This window comes from Paenibacillus sp. FSL L8-0340 (assembly GCF_038593145.1).
Classification (GTDB): Bacteria; Bacillota; Bacilli; order Paenibacillales; family Paenibacillaceae; genus Paenibacillus_AQ.
The window spans coordinates 6,715,806-6,739,368 of the sequence record NZ_CP151967.1 but is presented as its reverse complement, the minus strand read 5'-3'; the positions used below and the strand labels follow the sequence as shown (position 1 = coordinate 6,739,368).

Genomic DNA, 23,563 nt, shown 5'->3' with positions numbered 1-23,563 from the left:
GGGTTGCTCCTTGTTGGACGTTAACAATTTTGAATTCATGAAAATCGGGCTTGCTTCTCCGGAGAAGATTCGTTCTTGGTCCCGCGGAGAAGTAAAAAAACCGGAAACCATTAACTATCGTACATTGAAGCCGGAAAAAGAAGGTCTATTCTGCGAACGTATCTTCGGACCGCAAAAAGACTGGGAATGTCACTGTGGTAAATACAAACGCGTCCGTTATAAGGGCGTAGTGTGCGACCGGTGCGGCGTGGAAGTTACCCGCGCTAAAGTTCGCCGCGAACGTATGGGCCACATTGAACTGGCGGCTCCTGTATCTCATATCTGGTATTTCAAAGGTATTCCAAGCCGTATGGGTCTGGCACTCGATATGTCCCCGAGATCGCTTGAAGAGATCATCTACTTTGCATCTTATGTTGTAACCGATCCAGGTGAAACACCACTGGAGAAGAAACAACTGCTGTCCGAGAAAGAATATCGCAGCTACCGTGAGAAATACGGCTACGGTTTCCAAGCCGGCATGGGTGCCGAAGCCGTGAAGAAGCTGCTTCAGGATATCGACATCGAGAAGGAATTGGAATTCCTCAAGGAAGAGCTGCGCACCGCCCAAGGCCAACGCCGCAACCGGGCGATTAAACGTCTGGAAGTTATTGAAGCGTTCCGCAACTCCGGCAACAAGCCTGATTGGATGATCATGGATGTGCTTCCGGTTATTCCTCCGGAGCTTCGCCCGATGGTTCAATTGGATGGTGGCCGTTTTGCTACGTCTGACCTTAACGATCTCTATCGTCGCGTAATCAACCGGAACAACCGTCTGAAAAGACTGCTTGATCTGGGTGCTCCTGATATTATCGTGCAGAATGAGAAACGGATGCTTCAGGAAGCTGTCGATGCACTTATCGACAACGGCCGTCGCGGCCGCCCTGTAACGGGTCCTGGTAACCGTCCGCTCAAATCGCTCAGCCATATGCTGAAAGGTAAACAAGGACGTTTCCGTCAGAACTTGCTCGGTAAACGGGTTGACTATTCCGGACGTTCCGTTATCGTTGTAGGACCGTATCTCAAAATGTACCAATGCGGACTTCCAAAGAAAATGGCGCTTGAACTCTTCAAGCCGTTTGTTATGAAAGAATTGGTAAACAAGGGCTTAGCCCATAACATCAAGAGCGCAAAACGTAAAGTTGAGCGTGTGAGCCCTGAAGTATGGGATGTGCTTGAAGAAGTAATCAGAGAGCATCCGGTTCTACTGAACCGTGCCCCTACACTTCACCGTCTCGGTATTCAAGCGTTTGAACCGATTCTGGTAGAAGGCCATGCTATCCGTCTTCACCCGCTCGTATGTACGGCTTACAATGCCGACTTTGACGGTGACCAAATGGCGGTGCACGTTCCTCTATCTGCAGAAGCTCAAGCGGAAGCACGTCTGCTTATGCTGGCCTCCGGTAACATCCTGAACCCTAAGGACGGCAAGCCGGTTGTTACCCCTTCCCAGGATATGGTCCTCGGTACGTTCTACCTGACCATGGACAACAAGGAAGAAAAGGGTACGGGTATGATTCTGCGTACCGTGAACGAAGCTGTTTCAGCTTACCAGCGTGGAACCGCAGGTCTGCACGCCCGTGTAGCTATTCCTGTTAAGGCTCTGGGTAAAACCTGCTTTACAGAACAGCAACAAGGCGCAATGCTGATTACTACGGTCGGAAAGATCATCTTTAACGAGATCTATCCTAGCAGCTTCCCTTATATCAATGAAGCGACCAAAACAAACCTGCTGCAAGGCACACCAGAGAAATACTTTATCTATGAAAAAGGCGCGGACATCCGTGAGCTGATTATGAATGCTCCGGAAGCAAGTGCTGTAGGTAAGGAATACCTCGGTCTGATTATTGCCCGCTGCTTCGAAACCTATCACACGACCAAAACATCTGTGATTTTGGATAAAATCAAGCAACTCGGCTTTACTTACTCCACACGTTCCGGTGTTACGGTTGCCGTATCGGACGTTATCGTGCCGGAGGAAAAAGCTACAATCCTGAAAGAGTCCGAGGCTAAGGTCGATGTGGTTGCCAATCAATATCGCCGTGGTCTGATCACCAATGACGAACGGTATGACCGTGTTATTGAGATATGGTCGAAGACGAAGGATGATCTTACCAACGTGCTGTTGAAATCGATGGACCGTTTCAATTCCATCATGCTCATGGTTGACTCCAAAGCGCGTGGTAACAAATCGCAGATTACCCAGCTGGGTGGTATGCGCGGACTGATGGCTACACCATCGGGACGGATTTTCGAATTGCCGATCAAGGCGAACTTCCGTGAAGGCCTGACCGTCCTCGAGTACTTTATCTCCACTCACGGAGCGCGTAAAGGTCTAGCCGATACAGCACTGCGTACAGCCGACTCCGGATACTTGACCCGTCGTCTCGTTGACGTTGCCCAAGACGTTATTGTCCGTGAAGAAGACTGTGGTACCGATAAAGGCTTCACTGTCAGCCGTATTCAAGATGGCAAGGAAGTTATCGAAGATCTGTATGACCGTATTGAAGGCCGCTACTCCTTTGAAACTGTACGTCATCCGGAAACGAAGGAAATCCTCGTTCACCGCAACGATCTGATTGACTCCGACAAAGCCGAGGCGATTGTTAACGCTGGTGTGACCAAACTGCAGATCCGTTCTGTGCTGAGCTGCCGTGCGCGTCACGGTGTCTGCAAGAAATGCTACGGACGTAACCTGGCAACAGGTAAATTCGTGGAAATCGGAGAAGCTGTCGGTATCATCGCGGCACAATCCATCGGTGAGCCGGGAACCCAGCTTACAATGCGTACGTTCCATACCGGGGGTGTTGCCGGTGATGACATCACGCAAGGTTTGCCGCGTATCCAGGAGTTGTTTGAAGCCCGTAACCCTAAAGGTCAGGCTACAATCAGTGAAATTGACGGGGTAATCAAGGAAATCCGTGAAACCAAGGACCGCCGCGAAATCGAGGTTCAAGGAGAAGCTGAATCTAAGACTTATTCCATCACCTACGGTTCGCGTCTGCGTGTCAGTGAAGGCCAGGAGATTGAAGCTGGCGATGAGTTGACTGACGGTTCGATCGACCCTAAAGAAATGCTGCGCATCAAAGGGATCCGCGGGGTACAAAACTACATTCTGCAAGAAGTACAGCGTGTATACCGTAACCAAGGCGTTGAAATCAATGATAAGCACATTGAAGTTATGATTAAGCAGATGCTGCGCAAAATCCGTATTATCGATGCTGGTGATACGAATCTCTTGCCAGGTGCATTTGCGGACATTCATGAATATGAAGCTGCGAATAAGGAAGCCATTCTTTCTGGTAATGAGCCTGCAGTTGCCAAACCGGTACTGCTCGGTATTACTAAGGCATCCCTGGAGACAGATTCCTTCCTGTCTGCGGCCTCCTTCCAAGAAACTACCCGCGTCTTGACTGATGCTGCAATTAAGGGTAAAGTAGATAAGTTGCTTGGACTCAAAGAAAATGTTATTATCGGTAAGTTGATTCCTGCAGGTACTGGCATGAATCGTTACCGTAATGTGAAGCTGAGTGATCCGAATGTCGAAAGCTCGCAAGAAGCTTTAGAAACGGTTCCTGCTGAATAGTTAAATAATCATGGCGGGCAGTTGATTATGCCACGGCTATTTATAGACGTGGCGCTGCTGCCTGCTGTGAATATTTATAAATTTATTGCCGATTCTCTTGACATCATCTACTGATAATGCTAATATGTCTAAGGTGCGTGAGTAGCCTGGTTATTCTTGTTCATTGGAGGTAATGATTTATCATGACTGATGATAGAGGACTGCAGGATGCTCAGGTCAAGATCGGTACCAAACAAACCGTTAAGGCGGTGGAGTTGGGCCAAGCCGCAGAAGTCTATGTGGCAGAGGACGGAGATCAACGGCTTACTTCCAGAATTGTTATGCTTTGTAACAAACAAGGTGTGAAGGTCACTTATGTAGACACGATGCTGAATTTGGGCAAGGCTTGCGGTATAGAAGTTGGTGCTGCTATGGCAGCCGTCTTAAAACAATAGCACGAGAAGCGTTTTTGTACCGGGGTACACTTCGGCAACAAAGACTTTTCATTTGTCTTTTTATGAACCGCCTGGGTCTGTGGACTTAATGTTCGTAAATAGATTACTATTTCAGGAAGGGGGTGGCACAACAATGCCAACTATTAATCAACTGGTTCGTAAAGGCCGTCAAGCCAAAATCGAAAAATCCAAATCTCCCGCTCTTCAAAAAGGGTTCAACGCCCTCAAGCGTGAGACTACAAATTTGAGCGCCCCGCAAAAACGCGGTGTGTGCACTCGTGTAGGCACAATGACTCCACGTAAACCAAACTCCGCGCTTCGTAAGTATGCCCGTGTTCGTTTGACGAACCGTCTTGAGGTGACTGCTTACATTCCGGGTATTGGACATAACCTTCAAGAGCACAGTGTTGTATTGCTGCGCGGAGGTAAAGTTAAAGACCTTGCAGGAGTTCGTTATCACATCGTTCGTGGCGCTTTGGATACAGCAGGCGTTGCTAACCGTATGCAAGCTCGTTCCAAGTATGGTGCTAAACGTCCTAAAGCAAAGAAATAAGTTAAGAATATCTGAATAACAAACATTGAGAAAGGGGGATATCCATGCCACGCAAAGGTCCAGTTACTAAGAGAGATGTATTGCCAGATCCATTGTATAATAGCAAGTTGGTTACTCGTTTGATCAACCGTATTATGCTGGGTGGTAAAAGAGGTGTCGCTCAAAGCATTCTGTACAATTCGTTCAAGTTGATTCAAGAACGCACAGGCAAAGATCCGATGGAAGTTTTCGAAGCTGCCATCAAGAATATTATGCCGGTATTGGAAGTTAAAGCTCGTCGTGTCGGCGGTGCTAACTACCAAGTGCCTATCGAGGTTAAACCTGAAAGACGTACTGCTTTGGGATTACGTTGGCTCGTAAACTACTCACGCAACCGCGGTGAGAAGACGATGGAAGAGCGTTTGGCGGCTGAGATCATCGACGCTTCCAACAACACAGGCGCTTCCGTTAAGAAACGTGAAGACACGCACAAAATGGCTGAAGCAAACAAAGCGTTTGCTCACTACCGCTGGTAGGATTTAAGGCCGTTCAAATAACTTATATTTTGAAGGGAGACCCAATTCATGGCAAGAGAGTTCTCCTTAAAAAATACACGTAACATCGGGATCATGGCGCATATTGATGCTGGTAAGACTACTACCACTGAGCGGATTCTATTCTATACAGGCCGTACGCACAAAATCGGTGAAGTTCACGAGGGTGCTGCTACAATGGACTGGATGGAGCAAGAACAGGAGCGCGGAATTACTATTACTTCCGCCGCTACAACTGCTGCATGGAAAGGTCACCGCATCAATATCATTGATACCCCTGGACACGTTGACTTCACAGTTGAAGTTGAACGTTCCCTTCGTGTATTGGATGGGGCAGTAGGCGTTTTCAGTGCGAAAGAGGGCGTTGAGCCTCAGTCTGAAACCGTATGGAGACAGGCTGACCGTTATGGCGTTCCCCGGATCGCATATGTAAATAAAATGGATATTATCGGTGCGGATTTCCTAAACGTTATCGACAGCATGCGTGATCGCTTGCAAGCCAATGCAGTTGCTATTCAACTGCCAATTGGTGCCGAAAACGACTTCATTGGTATTATTGACCTGGTTGAGCAAAAAGCTCATATGTTTAAAGACGATCTGGGTCAAAATATTGAAGTAACGGACATTCCGTCTGAATATCTGGAACAAGTTGAGGGGCTGCGTCTTGAGTTGATCGAGAAAGTAGCAGAACTTGACGAAGATCTGACTATGAAGTACCTGGAAGGCGAAGAGATTTCAGTTGATGAGATCAAAGCTGCTCTGCGCAAAGGCGTTGTAGAAGTTAAGATCTTCCCTGTAATTGTCGGATCCTCCTACCGTAACAAGGGTGTCCAACTTATGATGGATGCTGTCGTTGATTACCTGCCATCCCCACTGGATGTACCGGCTATTCAAGGTCATCTGGATGACGGAACTGAAGCGGTTCGCCACTCTTCGGACGAAGAACCATTCTCAGCACTGGCATTTAAAATCATGACAGACCCTTATGTGGGTAAACTCACGTTCTTCCGCGTGTATTCCGGTGTTCTGGAATCCGGTTCTTATGTAGTTAACGCTACTAAGAACAAACGCGAGCGTATCGGCCGTATCCTGCAAATGCATGCGAACAGCCGCCAAGAAATCTCCATCGTTTACGCTGGTGATATCGCGGCAGCCGTTGGTCTGAAGGACACAAGTACTGGCGATACACTTTGTGATGAGAAACATCCGGTTATTCTGGAGTCCATGAACTTCCCTGATCCGGTTATCGAAATCGCAGTTGAACCAAAAACCAAAGCTGACCAAGATAAACTGGGTGTTGCTCTCGGTAAGTTGACTGAAGAGGATCCAACTCTTCGTGCTCACACTGATGAAGAAACAGGCCAAACGATCCTGGCAGGTATGGGTGAGCTTCACCTTGATATTATCATTGACCGTATGCGCCGCGAATTCAAAGTAGAAACCAATGTGGGTAAACCACAGGTTGCTTACCGCGAAACATTCAAAGCACCAGCTCGTGTCGAAGGTAAATTCGTTCGCCAATCCGGCGGTCGCGGTCAGTACGGTCACGTATGGGTTGAATTTGAACCTCTCGAGCCAGGTACTGGCAGCAAGTTCGAAAGTAAAGTAGTCGGTGGCTCTGTTCCTAGAGAGTATATCGCTCCTGCACTTGCCGGTATTGAAGAGCAAATGAAAAACGGCGTTATCGCAGGCTTCCCGCTTGTTGACGTTAAGGCTACCATCGTTGATGGTTCTTATCATGATGTTGACTCCAACGAAATGGCGTTCAAAATTGCCGGATCGATGGCACTCAAAGCAGCTAAAGACAAGTGTAAGCCTGTCCTGCTTGAGCCAATCATGAAAGTGGAAGTAACTGTTCCTGAGGAATATATGGGTGATGTAATGGGTATGCTGAACTCCCGTCGCGGTCGGATCGAAGGTATGGATTCCCGTGGTGGAGCGCAAATTATCCGTGCGAAGGTGCCTCTTTCCGAAATGTTCGGATACTCCACAACACTCCGTTCTGGTACTCAAGGACGCGGCGTATTCTCCATGGAGCTTTCTCACTATGAAGAAGTTCCTAAATCCATTGCGGAAGAGATCGTTGCTAAGAACAAAGGCGGAGAATAATTAATTGTTTTAACTTGCTGTCCGGGTACAACCGATCAGTCATCCTAGATAAGCAACTAGCCCGGCGGCTCAAATATAAGGAACCCCACAATAAGGAGGAACTGTTCAAATGGCAAAGGCAAAGTTTGAACGTAACAAACCACACGTTAACATCGGTACTATTGGTCACGTCGACCATGGTAAAACAACTCTGACTGCTGCAATCACTACTGTATTGTCCAAAAAATACGGTGGCGCTGCTGTAGCATTCGACCAAATCGACAAGGCTCCTGAAGAACGCGAACGTGGTATCACTATCTCCACAGCTCACGTTGAATATGAAACTCCTAACCGTCACTACGCACACGTAGACTGCCCTGGTCACGCCGACTATGTTAAAAACATGATCACTGGCGCAGCGCAAATGGACGGAGCTATCCTGGTTGTATCCGCAGCTGACGGCCCTATGCCACAAACTCGCGAACACATCCTGCTGTCCCGTCAAGTAGGCGTTCCTTACATCGTTGTATTCTTGAACAAATGCGACATGGTTGAAGACGAAGAGTTGCTTGAACTGGTTGAAATGGAAGTTCGCGACTTGCTGAGCGAATATGATTTCCCAGGCGATGATACTCCAATCATCCGTGGATCTGCTCGTGAAGCTCTTCAAAACCCTGATGGCGATTATGCACAGAAAATCGTTGAGATGTTTGAAACGATTGATACGTACATTCCGCTTCCAGAACGCCAAACTGACAAGCCTTTCTTGATGCCTGTCGAAGATGTATTCTCCATTACTGGCCGCGGTACTGTGGCAACTGGTCGCGTAGAACGCGGAACAGTTAAAGTCGGAGAAGAAATCGAAATCGTTGGTATTCATGAAGAAACTAAGAAATCCGTAGTTACGGGCGTTGAAATGTTCCGTAAATTGCTGGATTCCGCTCAAGCAGGCGACAACATCGGCGCACTTCTGCGTGGTGTTGACCGTAACATGATCGAGCGCGGCCAAGTAATTGCTAAGCCGAACTCCGTTAAACCACACACTGAGTTCACTGCTCAGATCTACGTTCTGACTAAAGAAGAAGGCGGACGTCACAAACCATTCTTCACTGGTTACCGTCCACAGTTCTACTTCCGTACAACTGACGTAACTGGCATCATCAACCTGCCAGAAGGTACTGAAATGGTTATGCCTGGTGACAACATCACAGTAACTGTTTCCCTGATCTCCCCAATCGCTATTGAAGAAGGTACTAAATTCTCCATTCGCGAAGGCGGACGTACAGTTGGAGCAGGTAGCGTAGCTTCCATCCAAAAATAATTCGGTTCTATCCGTTAGGATAGTGCTGAACCATAAAGGCAGGGATTCTTCTCCGGAAGACTCCCTGTTTTTTTGCATACAAAAAACTCTATTTCCTAATAAAGACCAGGAAATAGAGTTGAATTCAAATGAAACGATTAGGATATTTCTTGGGTGTACGCTGGGCCTGGAACTTTGGATATTACCACATGCAAGCTTGCGGGTTGATGACCATTGTTACGGTAGGAAAAGGATTCATCACCGGCGAGGTGGATAACATCACCTTCAGCTAGATCCTGCTCTACATCGTTAACATTAATGATTCCGTTTCCCTTCAGAGCAAGGATGAATACATCTGCTCCGGGATGTTTATGCGCTGGAAGTTGTTGGCCTGGCATGAAATTAAGCATAAACATTACACTATCGCCTTTTTGAAACAGGATCTTCTTCGTAAACCGTTCCTCCTGATACTGAATTGCTTCTACTAATGTCTTTTTCTCCATCATCAATCCCTGCCTTCATTTTTATTATGTCTTAAAGCTTAACTTCATACTCACAATGCTCATGACCTGCAGCATTGCATTTTACTTCTCTGACAGATATCCGTCTTCCCATGATTTTGGATAAAGCCCCTTCCAGAATAGCTCCTTCCAAATCACAAATCAGTTTCTCTTCCTCCAGTGTAGGGAGACCTTTGCAAAAGCAGTCCTCCACCGCGATGCTGATCTTGCGGTCATCCTCATGCAGGATGCGTGGAATCCCTATTTTCAAATCCTCGAATAATTGTAGTAACTCTTCGAGTGTGTTCACTGGTAGACTCTCACCGATTTTTCGGCCAACAGTAAGTGTAGTTCCTTTACCGCCAAGGGGGAGACCCTGGTTCATTCCGATAAGGCGGATGGTGCGGAATAGTTCAAGCGGGACCATGTTGCCGAGCACAGATCTGTCCATACTTTTCATATCTTCGAAGGTATATTGCAGCATAGATACTCCATCTCCTTTAGATCTCTCTATAGGACCCATTATGACGGATATTGATAAGATATTCCTTGATGCAGATCAATTTTTTTGAAAAAAGTTGTGAGGGCAGTCACTGGGCAGCATTAAAATCCTTGTTATGGTGAGAATAGCAGAAAGGAGGGTGAGTGAATGGAATGCACAGTATGCAATTCACATTCTTGTGTTTCTCAGGTGCCCGTATTCAAAAATCTATCAGATGAAGAATTGATAATGGTAGAAGCGATAGTAGAATCAAGCCATTATGCTAAAGGAAATCTCGTGTTCAGAGAGGGAGAAGAGTCAGATTCGCTTTTTGTAGTAAAGAGTGGTCTCATTAAGCTCACGCAGAGTAATAAAGAAGGCAAGCAGCATATCCTCCGATTCTTGTTCCCCGGCGACTATTTCGGACAGTTTGCTTTGCTGCACCACAAACAAAATTATGTAACAGCCGAAGTTGTAGAGAGTGGAAGTGTATGCCGGATGCACCGCAAACAATTTGTTCCTTTATTGGAGAACAACGCGGCGCTTGCATTCAGCTTTTTAATGTCAATGAGCGAACAGTTGCATCAAGCTGAAGAGCTGGCTGGTGCAATGCATATATATGATGTAGAAAAACGCCTCGCCCGGTTGCTGCTTTATCTGCATAACAGAAATCAATCGGATGATTCTTCCCGTGAACAAGGTAACAGCATTGATTTGCCAGCTGCCAAAAAAGAGTTCGCCGCTATGATAGGTGCTACTGCCGAAACCCTTAGCCGCAAGCTGAATTATCTGGAAAGTATGGGGATTATCACGGTCCGTAAAAGAAGGGTAAACATTTTAGATCTAAAAGCACTGAATCAAATGGCAGAAATGAAAAAATAGATTCTATCAAAAGACAATCAACGACCAAAATTGCGGAATTCAGCGGAGAGTTAATAGATCTCAGCATGGATACTAACGCTGCTGTAGAGCAGCTGGTGGCAAGCAGTGACGAAGTGAGTAGTACGTTCCAACGGAACTGCAATTCGGCTAAGGAGTCTCAGGGGATGGCTAGGGACAGGCATGAGCACTTGGACAGCCTTACCGGTCAAATCCATCTGATTTATGAAAGCACCAATGAAATGGAACGGTCGGTGAATGAACTAAGAGCTCATCACAGCAAATCCAGATGATTGTTGCAGCTGTTCAGGAAATTGCCGATCAGACCAAAATTCTTTCACTCAATGCTACTATAAAAGTTGCGAGGGCTGGAGAGTATGGCAGAGGCTTCAGCGTAGTTGCGCAGGAGGTCAACCGACTGGCCGAGGATACCAAGAATATCGTTGTACGCATCGGCGAGCTAACCCATCTATCAGGGATGCTGACATCTCAGGTTGTTAAAGAGATCCGCAAGGTACAGGAACTGACTAAGAGCGGTAGACATCAATCTGTTGAGACCGCCGGCTGTTTAGTGAAATCTTGGATTCCATGCAGACCAGCACCCAGGAAATTGTCAACATAGAAGAAGAGATAAGAGTGTTGATTCAAACTATCGAAAGAGTCGGCTCTACAACGGCAACATTCTGCCGCCTCAGCTGAGTATTTCCGTTCAGCTACAGAGGGTCTTTAATTAGAAACGACCACATATGTGTCATATATATAGAAAGAAAACAACTTATGAAAAAAATCATGAGTTGTTTTGTGTTTTTGCTTGCAAAGTGTCCGCCTATTATATATAATAATAAATGTTGTTCTGAGACGTTGCGATGATGTGAGAGGTTACTGACACACCCGGCCCCTTTGCCATGAGGTCGACGTCAGAAAATTTTCACGGAGTATGTCCGATAATAAATTGGGCGATAGAAGGAGGGACTAAAATGGCAAAGCAAAAAATTCGTATCCGCTTGAAAGCATACGACCACAGAATTCTTGATCAATCCGCAGAGAAAATCGTTGAAACAGCAAAACGTTCGGGTGCTGGTGTATCCGGGCCGATCCCGCTGCCAACTGAGAAGCAAATCATTACTATTCTCCGTGCGGTACACAAGTACAAGGATTCCCGTGAACAGTTTGAACAACGGACTCACAAACGTTTGATCGATATTGTGAACCCAACACCACAAACTGTGGATGCCTTGATGCGCTTGGATCTACCGTCCGGTGTAGATATCGAAATCAAATTGTAATACTATCTATTAAAGTAACTAGGAAAAGAAAAGAGGTGTCAACATTGAAAGGTATCTTAGGAAAAAAACTCGGTATGACTCAAGTGTTTACTCCAGAAGGTAACGTAATCGCGGTTACGGTTATCGAAGCTGGTCCTTGTGTGGTACTGCAAAAGAAAGACCTGAATATCGACGGATATGAAGCAGTGCAGTTGGGCTTTTCCGATAAGAAGGAAAGTCGCTCCAACAAGCCTGAACAGGGTCACGCCAAAAAGGCAAATGCAACACCTAAGCGCTACGTTCGCGAAATTCGCGGTGTTGACCTCGGGGCACTCGAGGTTGGACAAGAGCTGAAGGCTGATATCTTCGCTGAAGGCGAATTTGTTGACGTAACAGGTACATCTAAGGGTAAAGGTTTCCAAGGTGTTATCAAACGCTGGGGACAAAGCCGCGGACCAATGGCACACGGATCGCGTTACCACAGAAGACCAGGTTCCATGGGTTCCATCCAAGCTAACCGTGTTCCAAAGGGCAAACGCCTGCCAGGACATATGGGTCATACGACCGTAACGGTTCAAAAGCTTGAAATCATCAGAGTAGACGTTGAACGTAACGTATTGCTGGTTAAAGGCGCTATTCCAGGTCCTAAAAACAGCTTTGTGAAAGTTAAACAAACCGTTAAGAAATAATTACTGAAGAAAGGAGGAACATGAAATGCCAAAAGTAACACTTTTTAATATTAGTGGTAACGAAGTTGGCGAAGTTGAATTGAGCGATACAGTGTTCGGTATTGAACCGAATGTGCATGTTCTGCACGAAGCTGCGCTTATGCAAAGAGCTTCCCTTCGTCGTGGTACACATAAAGTAAAAGGACGTTCTGAAGTGCGTGGCGGCGGACGTAAGCCTTGGAAACAAAAAGGTACAGGTCGTGCTCGTCAAGGCTCCATTCGTTCTCCACAATGGAAAGGCGGCGGCGTAGTCTTCGGACCAACACCACGCAGCTATTCCTGGAAACTGCCTAAGAAAGTTCGCCGTTTGGCCATCAAATCTGCGTTGTCCTCGAAAGTGCTCGGGAATGACATTATCGTATTGGATAGCTTGACAATGAATGCTCCGAAAACGAAAGAATTCGCAGCGATTCTGAACAATCTTAAAGTAGGCAGCAAAGCCCTGATCGTAGCTCCTAGCTATGATGACAATGTGGCACTTTCCGCTCGTAACATCCCTGGGGTGAAATTCGTAGCGGCTGACGGCATCAATGTTCTTGACGTACTGACGTACGACAAACTGATCATCACTAAAGAAGCAGTTCTGAAGGTAGAGGAGGTGTTCGCGTAATGAAAGATCCTCGTGATATTATTAAACGTCCGGTGATTACGGAACGCACATCCGAATACATGAGCGAATTGAAATACGCTTTTGAAGTGGATATCCGTGCTAACAAGACCGAAATCAAAAAAGCTGTCGAGGCTATTTTCAAAGTTAAAGTAGTTAGTGTGAACACAATGCGCGTACCTGGCAAACTGAAACGTTACGGCAAATACTCCGGATATACTCCAGAGTGGAAAAAAGCCATCGTGAAACTCAGCCCGGACAGCAAACCGCTCGAATTCTTTGAAGCGGTAGAATAATACTCTGTAAAGTAAGGAGGGAATACAGTGCCAATCAAAAAGTACAAACCGACATCTCCGGCCAGACGTAACATGTCCGTGTCTACGTTTGAAGAAATCACAACAAATGAGCCAGAGAAATCTTTGCTTGCGCCGCTGTTCAAACATGCGGGCCGTAACAACCAAGGTAAAATTACAGTTCGTCACCATGGCGGCGGACACAAACGTAAATACCGTATCATCGACTTCAAACGGACTAAAGACGGCATACCAGGTAGCGTTGCTACGATCGAGTATGACCCGAACCGTACATCCAATATTGCTTTGATCCACTATGCTGATGGAGAGAAACGTTACATCCTCGCTCCTCAAGGCCTTAAAGTTGGGGATAAGATTGAGTCCGGCCCTGCGGCTGACATCAAAATTGGTAACAGCCTTCCGCTGGCGAACATTCCAGTTGGTACAGTTATCCACAACATTGAACTTAAACCAGGCAAAGGCGGCCAGTTGGTACGCGCTGCCGGTACAGAAGCTCAATTGCTGGGCAAAGAAGAAAAATACGTTTCTGTTCGTTTGACTTCCGGTGAAGTTCGCAGAATCCTCAGCGTATGCCGTGCAACGATCGGATCCGTAGGTAACGGTGATCATGAACTGATCAAGATTGGTAAAGCCGGACGCAGTCGCTGGCTGGGCAAACGTCCTGAAGTACGCGGTGTTGTAATGAACCCTAACGATCACCCACACGGTGGTGGTGAAGGCCGCGCTCCAATCGGACGGAAATCGCCTATGTCACCTTGGGGTAAACCAACCCTCGGCTACAAAACGCGTAAGAAAAACAAAGCATCTGATAAATATATCGTTCGCCGCCGCACGAAATAAGACGCTTCTGGCAAGTTAGCTTAACGCGAAGCGTCGATTCGCGGTTTGAAGAACCGGATGAAGGGAGGATTCACACATGGGTCGCAGTTTAAAGAAGGGGCCGTTCATCGATGGCTACCTGCTGAAAAAAGTTGAGGAATTGAACGCGGCAGATAAGAAAGTCGTTGTTAAAACCTGGTCCCGTCGCTCAACCATTTTCCCTCAGTTTATCGGACATACGTTTGGTGTATATGACGGCCGTAAACACGTGCCAGTATACGTAACGGAAGATATGGTAGGTCACAAGTTGGGCGAGTTCGCGCCAACACGTACTTACAAAGGCCACGCGGGTGACGATAAGAAAACAAGAAGATAATTAAGGTCTTCGTTTGAGAGGAGGGAAAACAATGGAAGCAAAAGCACATGCAAGATCGGTGCGGATTTCCGCTCGCAAAGCGAAACTGGTTGTTGACTTGATTCGCGGCAAGCAAGTGGGGGAAGCAATTGCAATTCTTCGCCACACTCCAAAATCCGCTTCTCCAGTAGTTGAGAAGTTGCTTAACTCGGCGATCGCCAATGCTGAGCATAACTACTCTATGGACGTGAACAGTTTGTTCGTTAGCGAAGTTTTCGTTAACCAGGGTCCTACGATGAAGCGTTTCCGTCCACGCGCCATGGGCCGTGCAAGTCGGATCAATAAACGTACCAGCCACATTACTTTGGTGGTATCTGAGAAATAAGGAGGGATAACACGTGGGTCAAAAGGTAAATCCAGTCGGACTCCGAGTCGGAATTATTCGCGATTGGGAATCTAAATGGTATGCAGGCAAAGATTTCGGTACTCTTTTAATGGAAGACGTCAAAATCCGGGAATACCTTAAAGGTAAGTTGAAGGATTCCGCTGTTTCCCGCATCGAGATCGAAAGAGCGGCAAGCCGCGTGAACGTTACAATTCATACTGCTAAACCAGGTATGGTAATTGGTAAAGGCGGAGCAGAAGTAGAAGTACTTCGCAGCGCAGTTACAACTATCGCTGGTGGCAAAAAGGTTCACATCAACATCAACGAAATTAAGCACCCTGAACTGGATGCAATTCTTGTTGCTGAAAGCATTGCACAACAATTGGAACGTCGTGTATCGTTCCGTCGTGCTCTGAAACAAGCAATTCAAAGAACTATGCGTTCCGGTGCAAAGGGAATTAAAACTCAAGTTGGCGGACGTCTTGGCGGCGCTGAGATTGCCCGTTCAGAAGGTTATAGCGAAGGAACAGTTCCACTTCATACGCTTCGTGCCGATATCGATTACGGAACGGCTGAAGCACATACTACTTACGGCCGTATCGGTGTAAAAGTATGGATCTACCGTGGAGAAGTTCTTCCCCCAGCTAAGAAACAAGCTGCTCAGGAAGGAGGCAACTAATCATGTTGGTACCAAAACGCGTTAAACACCGCAAGCAACAACGCGGTCACATGAAGGGTATGGCAAAAGGCGGTACCGAATTGAACTTCGGCGAATTCGGCTTGCAAGCTTTGGAGCCGTCTTGGATCACTAACCGTCAGATCGAAGCTGCCCGTATCGCAATGACACGTTACATCAAACGTGGCGGTCAAGTTTGGATCAAGATTTTCCCAGATAAGCCTATTACTCAAAAACCTCTTGAGGTTCGTATGGGTAGTGGTAAAGGTAACGTTGAGAAATGGGTAGCCGTAGTTAAACCGGGCAAGATTATGTTCGAACTCGGAGGCGTGTCGGAAGAAATCGCTCGTGAAGCGATGCGTCTTGCCGCTCACAAGCTGCCTATCAAGACTAAGTTTGTGAAACGTGAAGAATTGGGTGGTGAAGCAAATGAAAGCTAATGAACTTCGCAACTTAACCACTGCCGAGATTGAACAAAAGATCGCAGGATTCAAAGAAGAACTTTTCAATCTCCGTTTTCAATTGGCAACTGGCCAATTGGATAACCCGACTCGGATTCGTGATGTGCGTAAGGAAATAGCTCGTGCTAAAACCGTTATCCATCAAAGAGTACTCGGGATCAGCTAAGTGAGGGCGGATTAATGATCCGTAATCAGGAAGGAGGCTAACTATGAGCGAAGAACGTAATGCACGTAAAGTGCTGATCGGTAAAGTAGTCAGCGACAAAATGGATAAAACCATCGTAATTGCTGTTGAAACCTATAAGAAACACAACTTGTATCACAAACGCATCAAGTCTACGAATAAATTCAAAGCACATGATGAGGAAAACGTTGCTAAAATCGGTGATACTGTAAAAATCATGGAAACTCGTCCTTTGTCTAAAGACAAACGTTGGAGACTTGTTGAAGTGGTTGAAAAAGCGGTTATCATCTAAGATAATGAGCAGAGCCTTTCCGGAAGGAGGAAATTAATAATGATTCAACCATTTACACGTTTGCATGTGGCTGATAACTCTGGTGCGAAGGAACTGATGTGTATCCGCGTACTGGGTGGTACTGGACGCCGTACAGCAGCAATCGGTGATCTGATCGTTTGTTCCGTTAAACAAGCAACACCAGGCGGCGTTGTCAAAAAGGGTGATGTTGTTAAAGCGGTGGTTGTTCGTACTAAACGTTCTGTGCGCCGTAAAGACGGTTCTTACATCGCATTCGACGAAAATGCAGCTGTTGTTGTTAAAGACGACAGAAGCCCACGCGGAACACGTATCTTCGGACCAGTTGCTCGCGAACTTCGCGATAAAGACTACATGAAGATCGTTTCCTTGGCACCGGAAGTAATCTAATAAAGTTACCCATAAAGTAACGTGAAGTTCTGAGAAGGTTAGTCATAGGAGGTGTAATAAATGCCTAGAGTGAAAAAAGTTCTGGAATCCCATAACAATAAACTGCATGTGAAGAAAGATGATGTGGTACTTGTGATCAGCGGGAAAGACAAAGGTAAAAAAGGCCGTGTCATCGCTGCTTATCCTCGTGAAAACCGCGTCCTGGTAGAAGGCGTGAACATGGTGAAAAAACACCAGAAGCCTAACCAGTTGAATCCGCAAGGCGGAATCATCGAACAAGAAGCTTCGATTCATGTGTCCAACGTAATGCACATTGATCCGAAGAGCGGTAAAGTTACTCGTATCGGTTACAAAGTACTCGATAACGGTAAGAAGGTTCGGGTAGCAAAGAGATCCGGAGAGATTATCGACTAATACAGTCCTAAAGAAAGGAGGTAAATCTTCATGGCAGCAAGAATGAAAGAACGTTATTTGAATGAAATAACACCTGCTCTGATGCAGAAGTTTAACTATACAACTGTTATGCAAGTACCTAAAATCGAGAAGGTTGTCATCAACATGGGTGTGGGTGACGCTGTTCAGAACTCCAAAGTACTTGATGCTGCAGTTAATGACTTGCAACTGATCGCTGGTCAAAAGCCAGTAATCACTAAAGCTAAAAAATCCATCGCCGGTTTCAAACTGCGCGAAAACATGCCGATTGGGGTTAAAGTAACACTGCGCGGCGAGCGTATGTATTACTTCCTGGACAAATTGTTCAACGTAACGCTTCCACGCGTACGTGACTTCCGCGGTGTTTCCACTAAAGCCTTTGACGGCCGTGGTAACTACACGCTTGGTCTTAAAGAACAACTGATCTTCCCAGAAATCGAGTATGACAAAGTGGATAAGGTCCGCGGTATGGACATCGTTATCGTAACGACTGCAAAGACGGATGAGGAATCCCGTGAGCTGCTGAATCAGCTGGGAATGCCTTTCGCTAAGTAAGAATCATCCATTTCTCCGAAACTGTTTAGGAGGTGTCAGGCTAAAGTGGCAAAAACTTCGATGAAAGTTAAACAACAACGCGAGCCTAAGTTCAAAGTACGTGCATATACACGTTGTGAGCGTTGCGGTCGTCCACATTCGGTACTGCAAAAGTTCAAAATTTGCAGAATTTGTTTCCGTGAGTTAGCTTATAAAGGCCAGATCCCTGGCGTGAAAAAAGCAAGTTGGTAAGAAGTTTATAAACGGGAAGGAGGTTTACACACATGACTATGTCTGATCCTATTGCAGATATGCTTACTCGTATTCGTAACGCCAACACTGTGCGTCACGAGACAGTAGAAATGCCTGCTTCTACTATGAAAAAACAAATCGCGGACATCTTGAAGCGTGAAGGTTTCATCCGTGATGCGGAATTCGTTGAAGATAGCAAACAAGGGATTATCCGTATCTTCTTGAAATACGGCCCTAACCAAGAGCGCGTTATCTCTGGTCTGAAAAGAATCAGTAAACCAGGCCTTCGCGTTTACACGAAGAGCAATGAAGTGCCTCGTGTACTCGGCGGCCTAGGAATCGCGATTATCTCCACATCTAAGGGAGTTATGACCGACAAAGAAGCTCGTCAATCAAAATCGGGCGGAGAAGTTGTCTGCTACATTTGGTAATAAACGTCACAAGATAAGGAGGTGCAACACATGTCTCGTATTGGTCGCAAACCAATCGCAGTACCTAGCGGTGTAGATGTCACTTTGGACAACGCCGTTATTACAGTAAAAGGTCCTAAGGGCACTTTGACTCGTGAGCTTCATAAAGACATGAAGGTTACAGTTGAAAATAACGAAATCACCGTTGTCCGCCCGTCGGACAACAAATTGCATCGTTCACTTCACGGCACAACCCGCTCCGTTGTCAACAACATGGTGAGCGGTGTGACTGAAGGTTTCTCGAAATCTCTGGAGCTGGTTGGGGTCGGATATCGTGCAAGCAAATCCGGAGATAAAATCGTTCTGAACGTTGGTTACTCCCACCCGGTTGAAATTACACCGGAAGCGGGCATCGAGTTCGAAGTTCCTGCGAACACGAAGATCATCGTTAAAGGTATCGATAAAGAACGCGTTGGCGCTTATGCTGCCAAAATCCGTTCCGTACGTGAACCAGAACCGTATAAAGGTAAAGGTATCAAATATGAAGGCGAGCGTATCATCCGCAAGGAAGGTAAAGCCGGTAAGAAGAAATAATCGGCTTACTCTTCATTGTAAGATACCCCGTGCATCTTAAAGTGAAGCTGTTTACGGCAAACTGAAGGGAGTGAAAGGGAAGTCATGATTACAAAAGAGGATAAAAACAAGGCTCGTCTCAAAAGACACCTGCGTGTTCGTAAAAAAATCCAGGGAACTACTGAGCGTCCACGTTTGAACGTGTTTCGTTCTTCGAAACACATCTACGCTCAATTGATCGATGACGTGACAGGCGTTACAATCGTATCCGCCTCGACACTTGATAAAGATCTGAGCGCTACAATCGGCAATGGCGGCAGCGTTGAAGCTGCAAGCAAAGTAGGTCAACTGATCGCTGAGCGTGCTAAAGCTAAAGGTTATGCAGTGGTTGTATTTGACCGCGGTGGATACTTGTACCATGGACGAATTCAGGCTTTGGCTGATGCAGCTCGCGAAGCTGGTCTTGAATTCTAGAATATTTCTTAAAAGGAGGTTAACGACTTGCGTGTAGATCCGAACAGTTTAGAGCTGACAGAAAGAGTTGTACACATTAACCGTGTAGCAAAAGTTGTAAAAGGCGGACGCCGTTTCAGCTTTAGTGCACTTGTTGTTGTGGGCGATGGCAACGGCTACGTTGGTGCTGGTATCGGTAAAGCCGGCGAAGTTCCGGATGCCATCCGTAAAGGCATTGAAGACGCCAAGAAAAACCTGATTCACATTCCAATCGTAGGAACTTCGATTCCCCATCTGGTTACTGGACATTTCGGCGCAGGACGCGTGCTGCTGAAACCAGCATCAGAAGGTACTGGCGTTATTGCCGGCGGTCCAGTTCGTGCGGTATTGGAATTGGCAGGCGTTGGCGACATCTTGACAAAATCTTTGGGTTCTTCGAATTCCATGAACATGGTCAATGCAACTTTAGAGGGTCTTTCCCGTCTGAAACGCATTGAAGAGGTCGCGAAACTTCGCGGCAAATCTGTCGAAGAATTGCGCGGTTAAGGAGGGGAACGTCAATGGCAAAATTGCAAATTACCCTCGTACGCAGCGTAATTGGACGTCCAGAAACACAACGTGTTACTGTTAAGACGCTCGGCCTGCGTAAGACTAACTCGTCCGTGGTTCACAATGACACTCCTGCAATTCGCGGAATGATCAACAAAGTGAGCCACTTGCTGTCCGTTACAGAAATCGAAGGCTAAACGCCTCGTATAAATTAACAAACATAAGGAGGTGCAAACGATGAAGTTACATGAACTTGCTCCAGCTCCGGGTTCCCGCAAAGAACGCAATCGCGTTGGTCGCGGACCTAGTAGCGGTAACGGAAAAACTTCCGGTCGCGGTCATAAGGGTCAAAACTCCCGTTCCGGCGGTGGTGTTCGTCCCGGCTTCGAGGGTGGACAAAACCCACTCTATCGTCGTCTGCCTAAACGTGGTTTCATCAATCCTACCCGTAAAGAGTATGCGATTGTGAACCTGGAAGATCTGAATAGCTTTGCTGAAGGAACTGAAGTGACTCCACAGTTGCTGATTGAAACTGGTGTTGTCAAGAATTCCAAAAGCGGCATTAAGATTCTCGGTAACGGCGAACTAGCCGTTAAATTGACTGTACAAGCAAATAAGTTCTCTCAATCTGCGGTAGAGAAAATCGAGGCTGCCGGCGGTAAAACCGAGGTGATCTAATGTTCAAGACGCTTAAGAATATATGGCATATTGAAGATTTGCGCAAAAAGATCCTGTTTACCCTGCTCGTTCTGATCATCTACCGACTCGGTTCGTTTGTACCGGTTCCTGGTGTGAACAAAGAAGTACTGGAAACAACAAATCAAAGCGGCGACGCTTTGATGGGTCTTCTGAACACCTTCTCGGGCGGAGCGCTCAAAAACTTCTCGATTTTTGCGATTAGTATTTACCCGTACATTACCGCATCGATCATCGTGCAATTGCTGTCGATGGATGTTATCCCTAAGTTTGCCGAATGGGCTAAACAAGGGGAACACGGGAAAAAGCAGCTAGCGCAAGTGACCCGTTACGGCACAGTAGTGCTCGGTTTGATTCAAGCTTTTGCGACTTCAATCGGATTCAACCGGATCTACAGCACTGAGATGATTCCGAATGCAACCTTTGCGGATTACCTGCTTATCGCGATCATTCTGACTGCAGGTACATCGTTCCTGATGTGGCTGGGTGAGCAGATCACGGAAAAGGGAATAGGAAACGGGATTTCGATCCTGATTTTTGCGGGAATCGTCGCTGCCATACCGGGACATATCACGGCCACGGCTCAGTCCAGCTTTATACAGCCGGATCAGATGTTCCTGAATATTCTTAAAGTCGTTATCGTGTTGATCTTGGTTGCGGCGATTATTGTTGGAGTAATCTTCGTACAGCAAGGGATTCGTAAGATTCCTGTGCAATATGCCAAACGCGTAGTCGGCAACAAGATGTATGGTGGACAGAATACGCATATTCCGCTGAAGATTAACGCAGCAGGCGTTATTCCTGTCATTTTCGCTGTTTCTCTACTGCAATTCCCGGTGGTACTCTCCAGCTTCTGGTCAACACATGAGTGGGCGAAATGGGTTGCTGGCAACCTGAAGTTTAATGAGCCTCTCGGTATGGTTCTGTATGTGCTTATGATTATTGGATTTACGTTCTTCTATACGTTTGTTCAGATGAATCCACAGCAGATGGCCGATAACATGAAGAAGAATGGCGGTTATATCCCGGGCATCCGTCCTGGTAAAGCAACGGAGAAATATCTCACCAAGGTAATGTCCCGTCTGACTATGTCCGGCGCGCTGTTCTTGGCGTTTATATCCGTACTTCCTGTATTCTTCGGGAAGCTCTCCGGTCTACCAGATTCGGTTCAGATTGGTGGTACATCCATCCTGATCGTAATTGGTGTAGCACTGGATACCATGAAGCAGATCGAGAGCCAATTGATCAAACGCCATTACAAAGGCTTCATCAATAAATAGTGGATAGGTTCCGGCGAAGCATGAGATTTACAGACTTCCCGGCACCTATTGTGCTGTTTCTTGCTTGGTGGCGAACTTTTGGGGGGAGAGAGAAATCGTGAACATTCTATTCATGGGCCCTCCTGGGGCAGGCAAGGGGACACAAGCAGCAGTTATCGTTAAAGAGCTTGGCATTCCGCATATTTCGACAGGTGACGCCTTCCGCTTGGCAATCAAGCAGGGTACTCCGGTCGGACTGAAGGCCAAATCTTACACCGAGCAAGGCTTGCTTGTACCTGATGATGTGACTATTGGGATCGTTGAAGAACGGCTTCAGCAGTCCGATTGCGAAAAAGGTTTCTTATTGGATGGCTTTCCAAGAACCCTTTCGCAAGCGGAAGCGCTGGAAGATATCTTAAGCCGCCTCAATATTTCATTGGATCATGTAATCAACTTGAATGTAGACCGTGGACTGCTGATGGCGCGTCTTACGGGACGTAGAATCTGCAGAGTTTGCGGAGCATCCTACCATTTAATTTTCAACCCGCCGAAGCAAGAAGGCATTTGCGACATTGATGGCGGTGAGTTGTATCAACGTCCGGATGACAACGAAGAGAGCGTAGGCAAGCGTCTGGATGAGTATGATAACAAGACAGCACCGCTGCTTGCGTTTTATGAGAATAAAGGTCTTTTGCGTCAGGTAAACGGAGAAAACGAAATCAATGTCGTTACTTCCGAAATCGTATCTTTGTTGCGAGGTTAATGTAATGATCATTTGTAAATCCGAACAGGAACTTGCCTTTATGAGGGAAGCTGGTCGAATTGTTGCCGAGAGTCACCGGTTGATTGCAGAGGCTATCCAGCCTGGTATCACAACCGGAGAGCTCGACAGAATCGCCGATCAATACATTCGCAGTCAAGGTGCTGTGCCGTCTTTCAAAGGTTACAACGGTTTTCCTGCCAGCATTTGCGCTTCAGTCAACGAACAATTGGTGCATGGATTTCCGGGTAAACGCAAATTGATGGAAGGCGATATAATAACGCTTGATATCGGTGCAGAGTACCGCGGTTATCACGGTGATTCCGCTTGGACCTACGGAGTGGGCAGCATTTCTGATGAAGCTCAGCGCTTGCTGGACGTCACGGAAGGCTCCTTGTACGCAGGACTGGCGTTAGTCAAACCGGATGTGCGCTTGTTTACAATCTCCCATGCGATCCAGCAAACTATTGAAGACGCCGGATTCTCCGTCGTACGAGAGTATGTGGGTCACGGCATCGGGGCAAAACTGCATGAAGAACCGCAAATTCCGAACTATGGCATAGCGGACCGCGGACCACGTCTGAAACCGGGTATGGTACTCGCGATTGAGCCGATGGTGAACGTAGGGGACAGATATGTCAGAACGCTGGAAGATAACTGGACGGTCGTTACGGTAGACGGCTCATTGTGTGCTCACTTCGAACATACAGTAGCAGTTACACCGGACGGCATGGAAATTTTCACTAAACTGAATGCGTAGG

General features: G+C 46.7%; 35 protein-coding genes. 33 read left to right on the top strand and 2 right to left on the bottom strand.

Annotated features, from left to right (window positions below; all coding sequences use genetic code 11):
* The first annotated feature begins 10 nt into the window (after nucleotides 1-10).
* From rpoC to tuf, 6 genes are all read left to right on the top strand, one after another.
* Nucleotides 11-3,622: a DNA-directed RNA polymerase subunit beta' gene (gene rpoC / locus NST07_RS30975; protein ID WP_038597098.1), complete on the top strand. Its 3,612-nt coding sequence runs from the start codon at nucleotides 11-13 to the stop codon at nucleotides 3,620-3,622.
* 182 nt (nucleotides 3,623-3,804) lie between these two features.
* Complete coding sequence (locus NST07_RS30970; protein WP_340896375.1) at nucleotides 3,805-4,056, top strand: ribosomal L7Ae/L30e/S12e/Gadd45 family protein; 252 nt, start codon at nucleotides 3,805-3,807, stop codon at nucleotides 4,054-4,056.
* Between the two features lie 133 nt (nucleotides 4,057-4,189).
* Nucleotides 4,190-4,609: a 30S ribosomal protein S12 gene (gene rpsL, locus NST07_RS30965; protein WP_038597092.1), complete on the top strand. Its 420-nt coding sequence runs from the start codon at nucleotides 4,190-4,192 to the stop codon at nucleotides 4,607-4,609.
* Nucleotides 4,610-4,653: 44 nt separating this feature from the next.
* Nucleotides 4,654-5,124, top strand: coding sequence for a 30S ribosomal protein S7 (gene rpsG, locus NST07_RS30960; RefSeq protein WP_036652908.1), 471 nt, complete (start codon nucleotides 4,654-4,656; stop codon nucleotides 5,122-5,124).
* Nucleotides 5,125-5,172: 48 nt separating this feature from the next.
* Nucleotides 5,173-7,251, top strand: coding sequence for an elongation factor G (gene fusA / locus NST07_RS30955; protein WP_342480716.1), 2,079 nt, complete (start codon nucleotides 5,173-5,175; stop codon nucleotides 7,249-7,251).
* A 109-nt stretch (nucleotides 7,252-7,360) separates the two neighbouring features.
* Nucleotides 7,361-8,551: an elongation factor Tu gene (gene tuf, locus NST07_RS30950; RefSeq protein WP_038597087.1), complete on the top strand. Its 1,191-nt coding sequence runs from the start codon at nucleotides 7,361-7,363 to the stop codon at nucleotides 8,549-8,551.
* A 137-nt stretch (nucleotides 8,552-8,688) separates the two neighbouring features.
* Here the strand turns inward: tuf and NST07_RS30945 are convergent, their stop codons facing one another.
* Nucleotides 8,689-9,036, bottom strand: a complete 348-nt coding sequence (locus NST07_RS30945; protein ID WP_342437337.1) for a cupin domain-containing protein — start codon at nucleotides 9,034-9,036, stop codon at nucleotides 8,689-8,691.
* 28 nt (nucleotides 9,037-9,064) lie between these two features.
* On the bottom strand, nucleotides 9,065-9,514 hold the full coding sequence (locus NST07_RS30940; protein WP_341096612.1) for a V4R domain-containing protein: 450 nt from the start codon (nucleotides 9,512-9,514) through the stop codon (nucleotides 9,065-9,067).
* A gap of 165 nt (nucleotides 9,515-9,679) precedes the next feature.
* Here NST07_RS30940 and NST07_RS30935 point away from each other — a divergent pair, with 165 nt between their 5' ends.
* From NST07_RS30935 to map, 27 genes are all read left to right on the top strand, one after another.
* Nucleotides 9,680-10,393: a Crp/Fnr family transcriptional regulator gene (locus NST07_RS30935; RefSeq protein ID WP_341096610.1), complete on the top strand. Its 714-nt coding sequence runs from the start codon at nucleotides 9,680-9,682 to the stop codon at nucleotides 10,391-10,393.
* 65 nt (nucleotides 10,394-10,458) lie between these two features.
* Nucleotides 10,459-10,683, top strand: coding sequence for a hypothetical protein (locus NST07_RS30930; protein ID WP_341096608.1), 225 nt, complete (start codon nucleotides 10,459-10,461; stop codon nucleotides 10,681-10,683).
* On the top strand, nucleotides 10,680-11,012 hold the full coding sequence (locus NST07_RS30925; protein WP_341379932.1) for a methyl-accepting chemotaxis protein: 333 nt from the start codon (nucleotides 10,680-10,682) through the stop codon (nucleotides 11,010-11,012). The genes NST07_RS30930 and NST07_RS30925 overlap by 4 nt, the downstream gene beginning before the upstream one ends.
* 355 nt (nucleotides 11,013-11,367) lie before the next feature.
* Nucleotides 11,368-11,676 (top strand): 30S ribosomal protein S10, encoded by a 309-nt coding sequence (gene rpsJ, locus NST07_RS30920; protein ID WP_017692074.1) that lies wholly within the window; start codon nucleotides 11,368-11,370, stop codon nucleotides 11,674-11,676.
* Between the two features lie 44 nt (nucleotides 11,677-11,720).
* Nucleotides 11,721-12,344 carry a 50S ribosomal protein L3 gene (rplC, locus tag NST07_RS30915; protein ID WP_076112955.1) on the top strand — a complete coding sequence of 208 codons (624 nt, stop codon included), beginning with the start codon at nucleotides 11,721-11,723 and terminating at the stop codon, nucleotides 12,342-12,344.
* A gap of 25 nt (nucleotides 12,345-12,369) precedes the next feature.
* Nucleotides 12,370-12,993 (top strand): 50S ribosomal protein L4, encoded by a 624-nt coding sequence (gene rplD, locus NST07_RS30910; RefSeq protein WP_038597074.1) that lies wholly within the window; start codon nucleotides 12,370-12,372, stop codon nucleotides 12,991-12,993.
* Complete coding sequence (gene rplW, locus NST07_RS30905; RefSeq protein ID WP_019908225.1) at nucleotides 12,993-13,286, top strand: 50S ribosomal protein L23; 294 nt, start codon at nucleotides 12,993-12,995, stop codon at nucleotides 13,284-13,286. The genes rplD and rplW overlap by 1 nt, the downstream gene beginning before the upstream one ends.
* A gap of 27 nt (nucleotides 13,287-13,313) precedes the next feature.
* Nucleotides 13,314-14,144, top strand: a complete 831-nt coding sequence (gene rplB / locus NST07_RS30900; RefSeq protein ID WP_038597071.1) for a 50S ribosomal protein L2 — start codon at nucleotides 13,314-13,316, stop codon at nucleotides 14,142-14,144.
* A gap of 76 nt (nucleotides 14,145-14,220) precedes the next feature.
* Nucleotides 14,221-14,499, top strand: a complete 279-nt coding sequence (rpsS, locus tag NST07_RS30895; RefSeq protein ID WP_019908227.1) for a 30S ribosomal protein S19 — start codon at nucleotides 14,221-14,223, stop codon at nucleotides 14,497-14,499.
* A 31-nt stretch (nucleotides 14,500-14,530) separates the two neighbouring features.
* On the top strand, nucleotides 14,531-14,863 hold the full coding sequence (rplV, locus tag NST07_RS30890) for a 50S ribosomal protein L22 (RefSeq protein WP_019908228.1): 333 nt from the start codon (nucleotides 14,531-14,533) through the stop codon (nucleotides 14,861-14,863).
* A gap of 13 nt (nucleotides 14,864-14,876) precedes the next feature.
* Nucleotides 14,877-15,542, top strand: a complete 666-nt coding sequence (rpsC, locus tag NST07_RS30885) for a 30S ribosomal protein S3 (RefSeq protein ID WP_038597067.1) — start codon at nucleotides 14,877-14,879, stop codon at nucleotides 15,540-15,542.
* A gap of 2 nt (nucleotides 15,543-15,544) precedes the next feature.
* Nucleotides 15,545-15,979, top strand: coding sequence for a 50S ribosomal protein L16 (gene rplP / locus NST07_RS30880; protein ID WP_036652954.1), 435 nt, complete (start codon nucleotides 15,545-15,547; stop codon nucleotides 15,977-15,979).
* The gene (rpmC, locus tag NST07_RS30875; RefSeq protein ID WP_019908232.1) at nucleotides 15,969-16,166 is read left to right on the top strand and encodes a 50S ribosomal protein L29; all 198 of its coding nucleotides are present in this window, start codon (nucleotides 15,969-15,971) and stop codon (nucleotides 16,164-16,166) included. Before rplP ends, rpmC begins: the two co-directional genes overlap by 11 nt.
* 43 nt (nucleotides 16,167-16,209) lie before the next feature.
* On the top strand, nucleotides 16,210-16,476 hold the full coding sequence (gene rpsQ, locus NST07_RS30870) for a 30S ribosomal protein S17 (protein ID WP_038597064.1): 267 nt from the start codon (nucleotides 16,210-16,212) through the stop codon (nucleotides 16,474-16,476).
* Between the two features lie 39 nt (nucleotides 16,477-16,515).
* Nucleotides 16,516-16,884, top strand: a complete 369-nt coding sequence (rplN, locus tag NST07_RS30865) for a 50S ribosomal protein L14 (protein WP_019908234.1) — start codon at nucleotides 16,516-16,518, stop codon at nucleotides 16,882-16,884.
* 60 nt (nucleotides 16,885-16,944) lie between these two features.
* Nucleotides 16,945-17,298, top strand: coding sequence for a 50S ribosomal protein L24 (rplX, locus tag NST07_RS30860; protein WP_019908235.1), 354 nt, complete (start codon nucleotides 16,945-16,947; stop codon nucleotides 17,296-17,298).
* Nucleotides 17,299-17,328: 30 nt separating this feature from the next.
* The gene (gene rplE / locus NST07_RS30855) at nucleotides 17,329-17,871 is read left to right on the top strand and encodes a 50S ribosomal protein L5 (protein ID WP_038597061.1); all 543 of its coding nucleotides are present in this window, start codon (nucleotides 17,329-17,331) and stop codon (nucleotides 17,869-17,871) included.
* 45 nt (nucleotides 17,872-17,916) lie between these two features.
* Nucleotides 17,917-18,102, top strand: coding sequence for a type Z 30S ribosomal protein S14 (locus NST07_RS30850; protein WP_036589425.1), 186 nt, complete (start codon nucleotides 17,917-17,919; stop codon nucleotides 18,100-18,102).
* A 32-nt stretch (nucleotides 18,103-18,134) separates the two neighbouring features.
* Complete coding sequence (gene rpsH, locus NST07_RS30845; protein ID WP_019908239.1) at nucleotides 18,135-18,533, top strand: 30S ribosomal protein S8; 399 nt, start codon at nucleotides 18,135-18,137, stop codon at nucleotides 18,531-18,533.
* Nucleotides 18,534-18,563: 30 nt separating this feature from the next.
* Complete coding sequence (rplF, locus tag NST07_RS30840; protein ID WP_038597058.1) at nucleotides 18,564-19,106, top strand: 50S ribosomal protein L6; 543 nt, start codon at nucleotides 18,564-18,566, stop codon at nucleotides 19,104-19,106.
* An 84-nt stretch (nucleotides 19,107-19,190) separates the two neighbouring features.
* Entirely contained in the window at nucleotides 19,191-19,559 is a 369-nt protein-coding gene (rplR, locus tag NST07_RS30835; RefSeq protein WP_038597055.1) for a 50S ribosomal protein L18, read from the top strand.
* A 27-nt stretch (nucleotides 19,560-19,586) separates the two neighbouring features.
* Entirely contained in the window at nucleotides 19,587-20,084 is a 498-nt protein-coding gene (gene rpsE / locus NST07_RS30830) for a 30S ribosomal protein S5 (RefSeq protein ID WP_036652980.1), read from the top strand.
* 14 nt (nucleotides 20,085-20,098) lie between these two features.
* Nucleotides 20,099-20,284 (top strand): 50S ribosomal protein L30, encoded by a 186-nt coding sequence (gene rpmD, locus NST07_RS30825; protein WP_019908243.1) that lies wholly within the window; start codon nucleotides 20,099-20,101, stop codon nucleotides 20,282-20,284.
* 40 nt (nucleotides 20,285-20,324) lie between these two features.
* Nucleotides 20,325-20,765 (top strand): 50S ribosomal protein L15, encoded by a 441-nt coding sequence (rplO, locus tag NST07_RS30820; RefSeq protein WP_020427058.1) that lies wholly within the window; start codon nucleotides 20,325-20,327, stop codon nucleotides 20,763-20,765.
* Nucleotides 20,765-22,063: a preprotein translocase subunit SecY gene (gene secY, locus NST07_RS30815; protein WP_341096602.1), complete on the top strand. Its 1,299-nt coding sequence runs from the start codon at nucleotides 20,765-20,767 to the stop codon at nucleotides 22,061-22,063. The genes rplO and secY overlap by 1 nt, the downstream gene beginning before the upstream one ends.
* A gap of 97 nt (nucleotides 22,064-22,160) precedes the next feature.
* A complete protein-coding gene (locus NST07_RS30810) occupies nucleotides 22,161-22,805 on the top strand; it encodes an adenylate kinase (RefSeq protein ID WP_038597049.1) in 645 nt (214 codons plus the stop codon).
* 4 nt (nucleotides 22,806-22,809) lie between these two features.
* The gene (gene map / locus NST07_RS30805; RefSeq protein WP_341096601.1) at nucleotides 22,810-23,562 is read left to right on the top strand and encodes a type I methionyl aminopeptidase; all 753 of its coding nucleotides are present in this window, start codon (nucleotides 22,810-22,812) and stop codon (nucleotides 23,560-23,562) included.
* The last annotated feature ends 1 nt before the right edge of the window (nucleotide 23,563 follow it).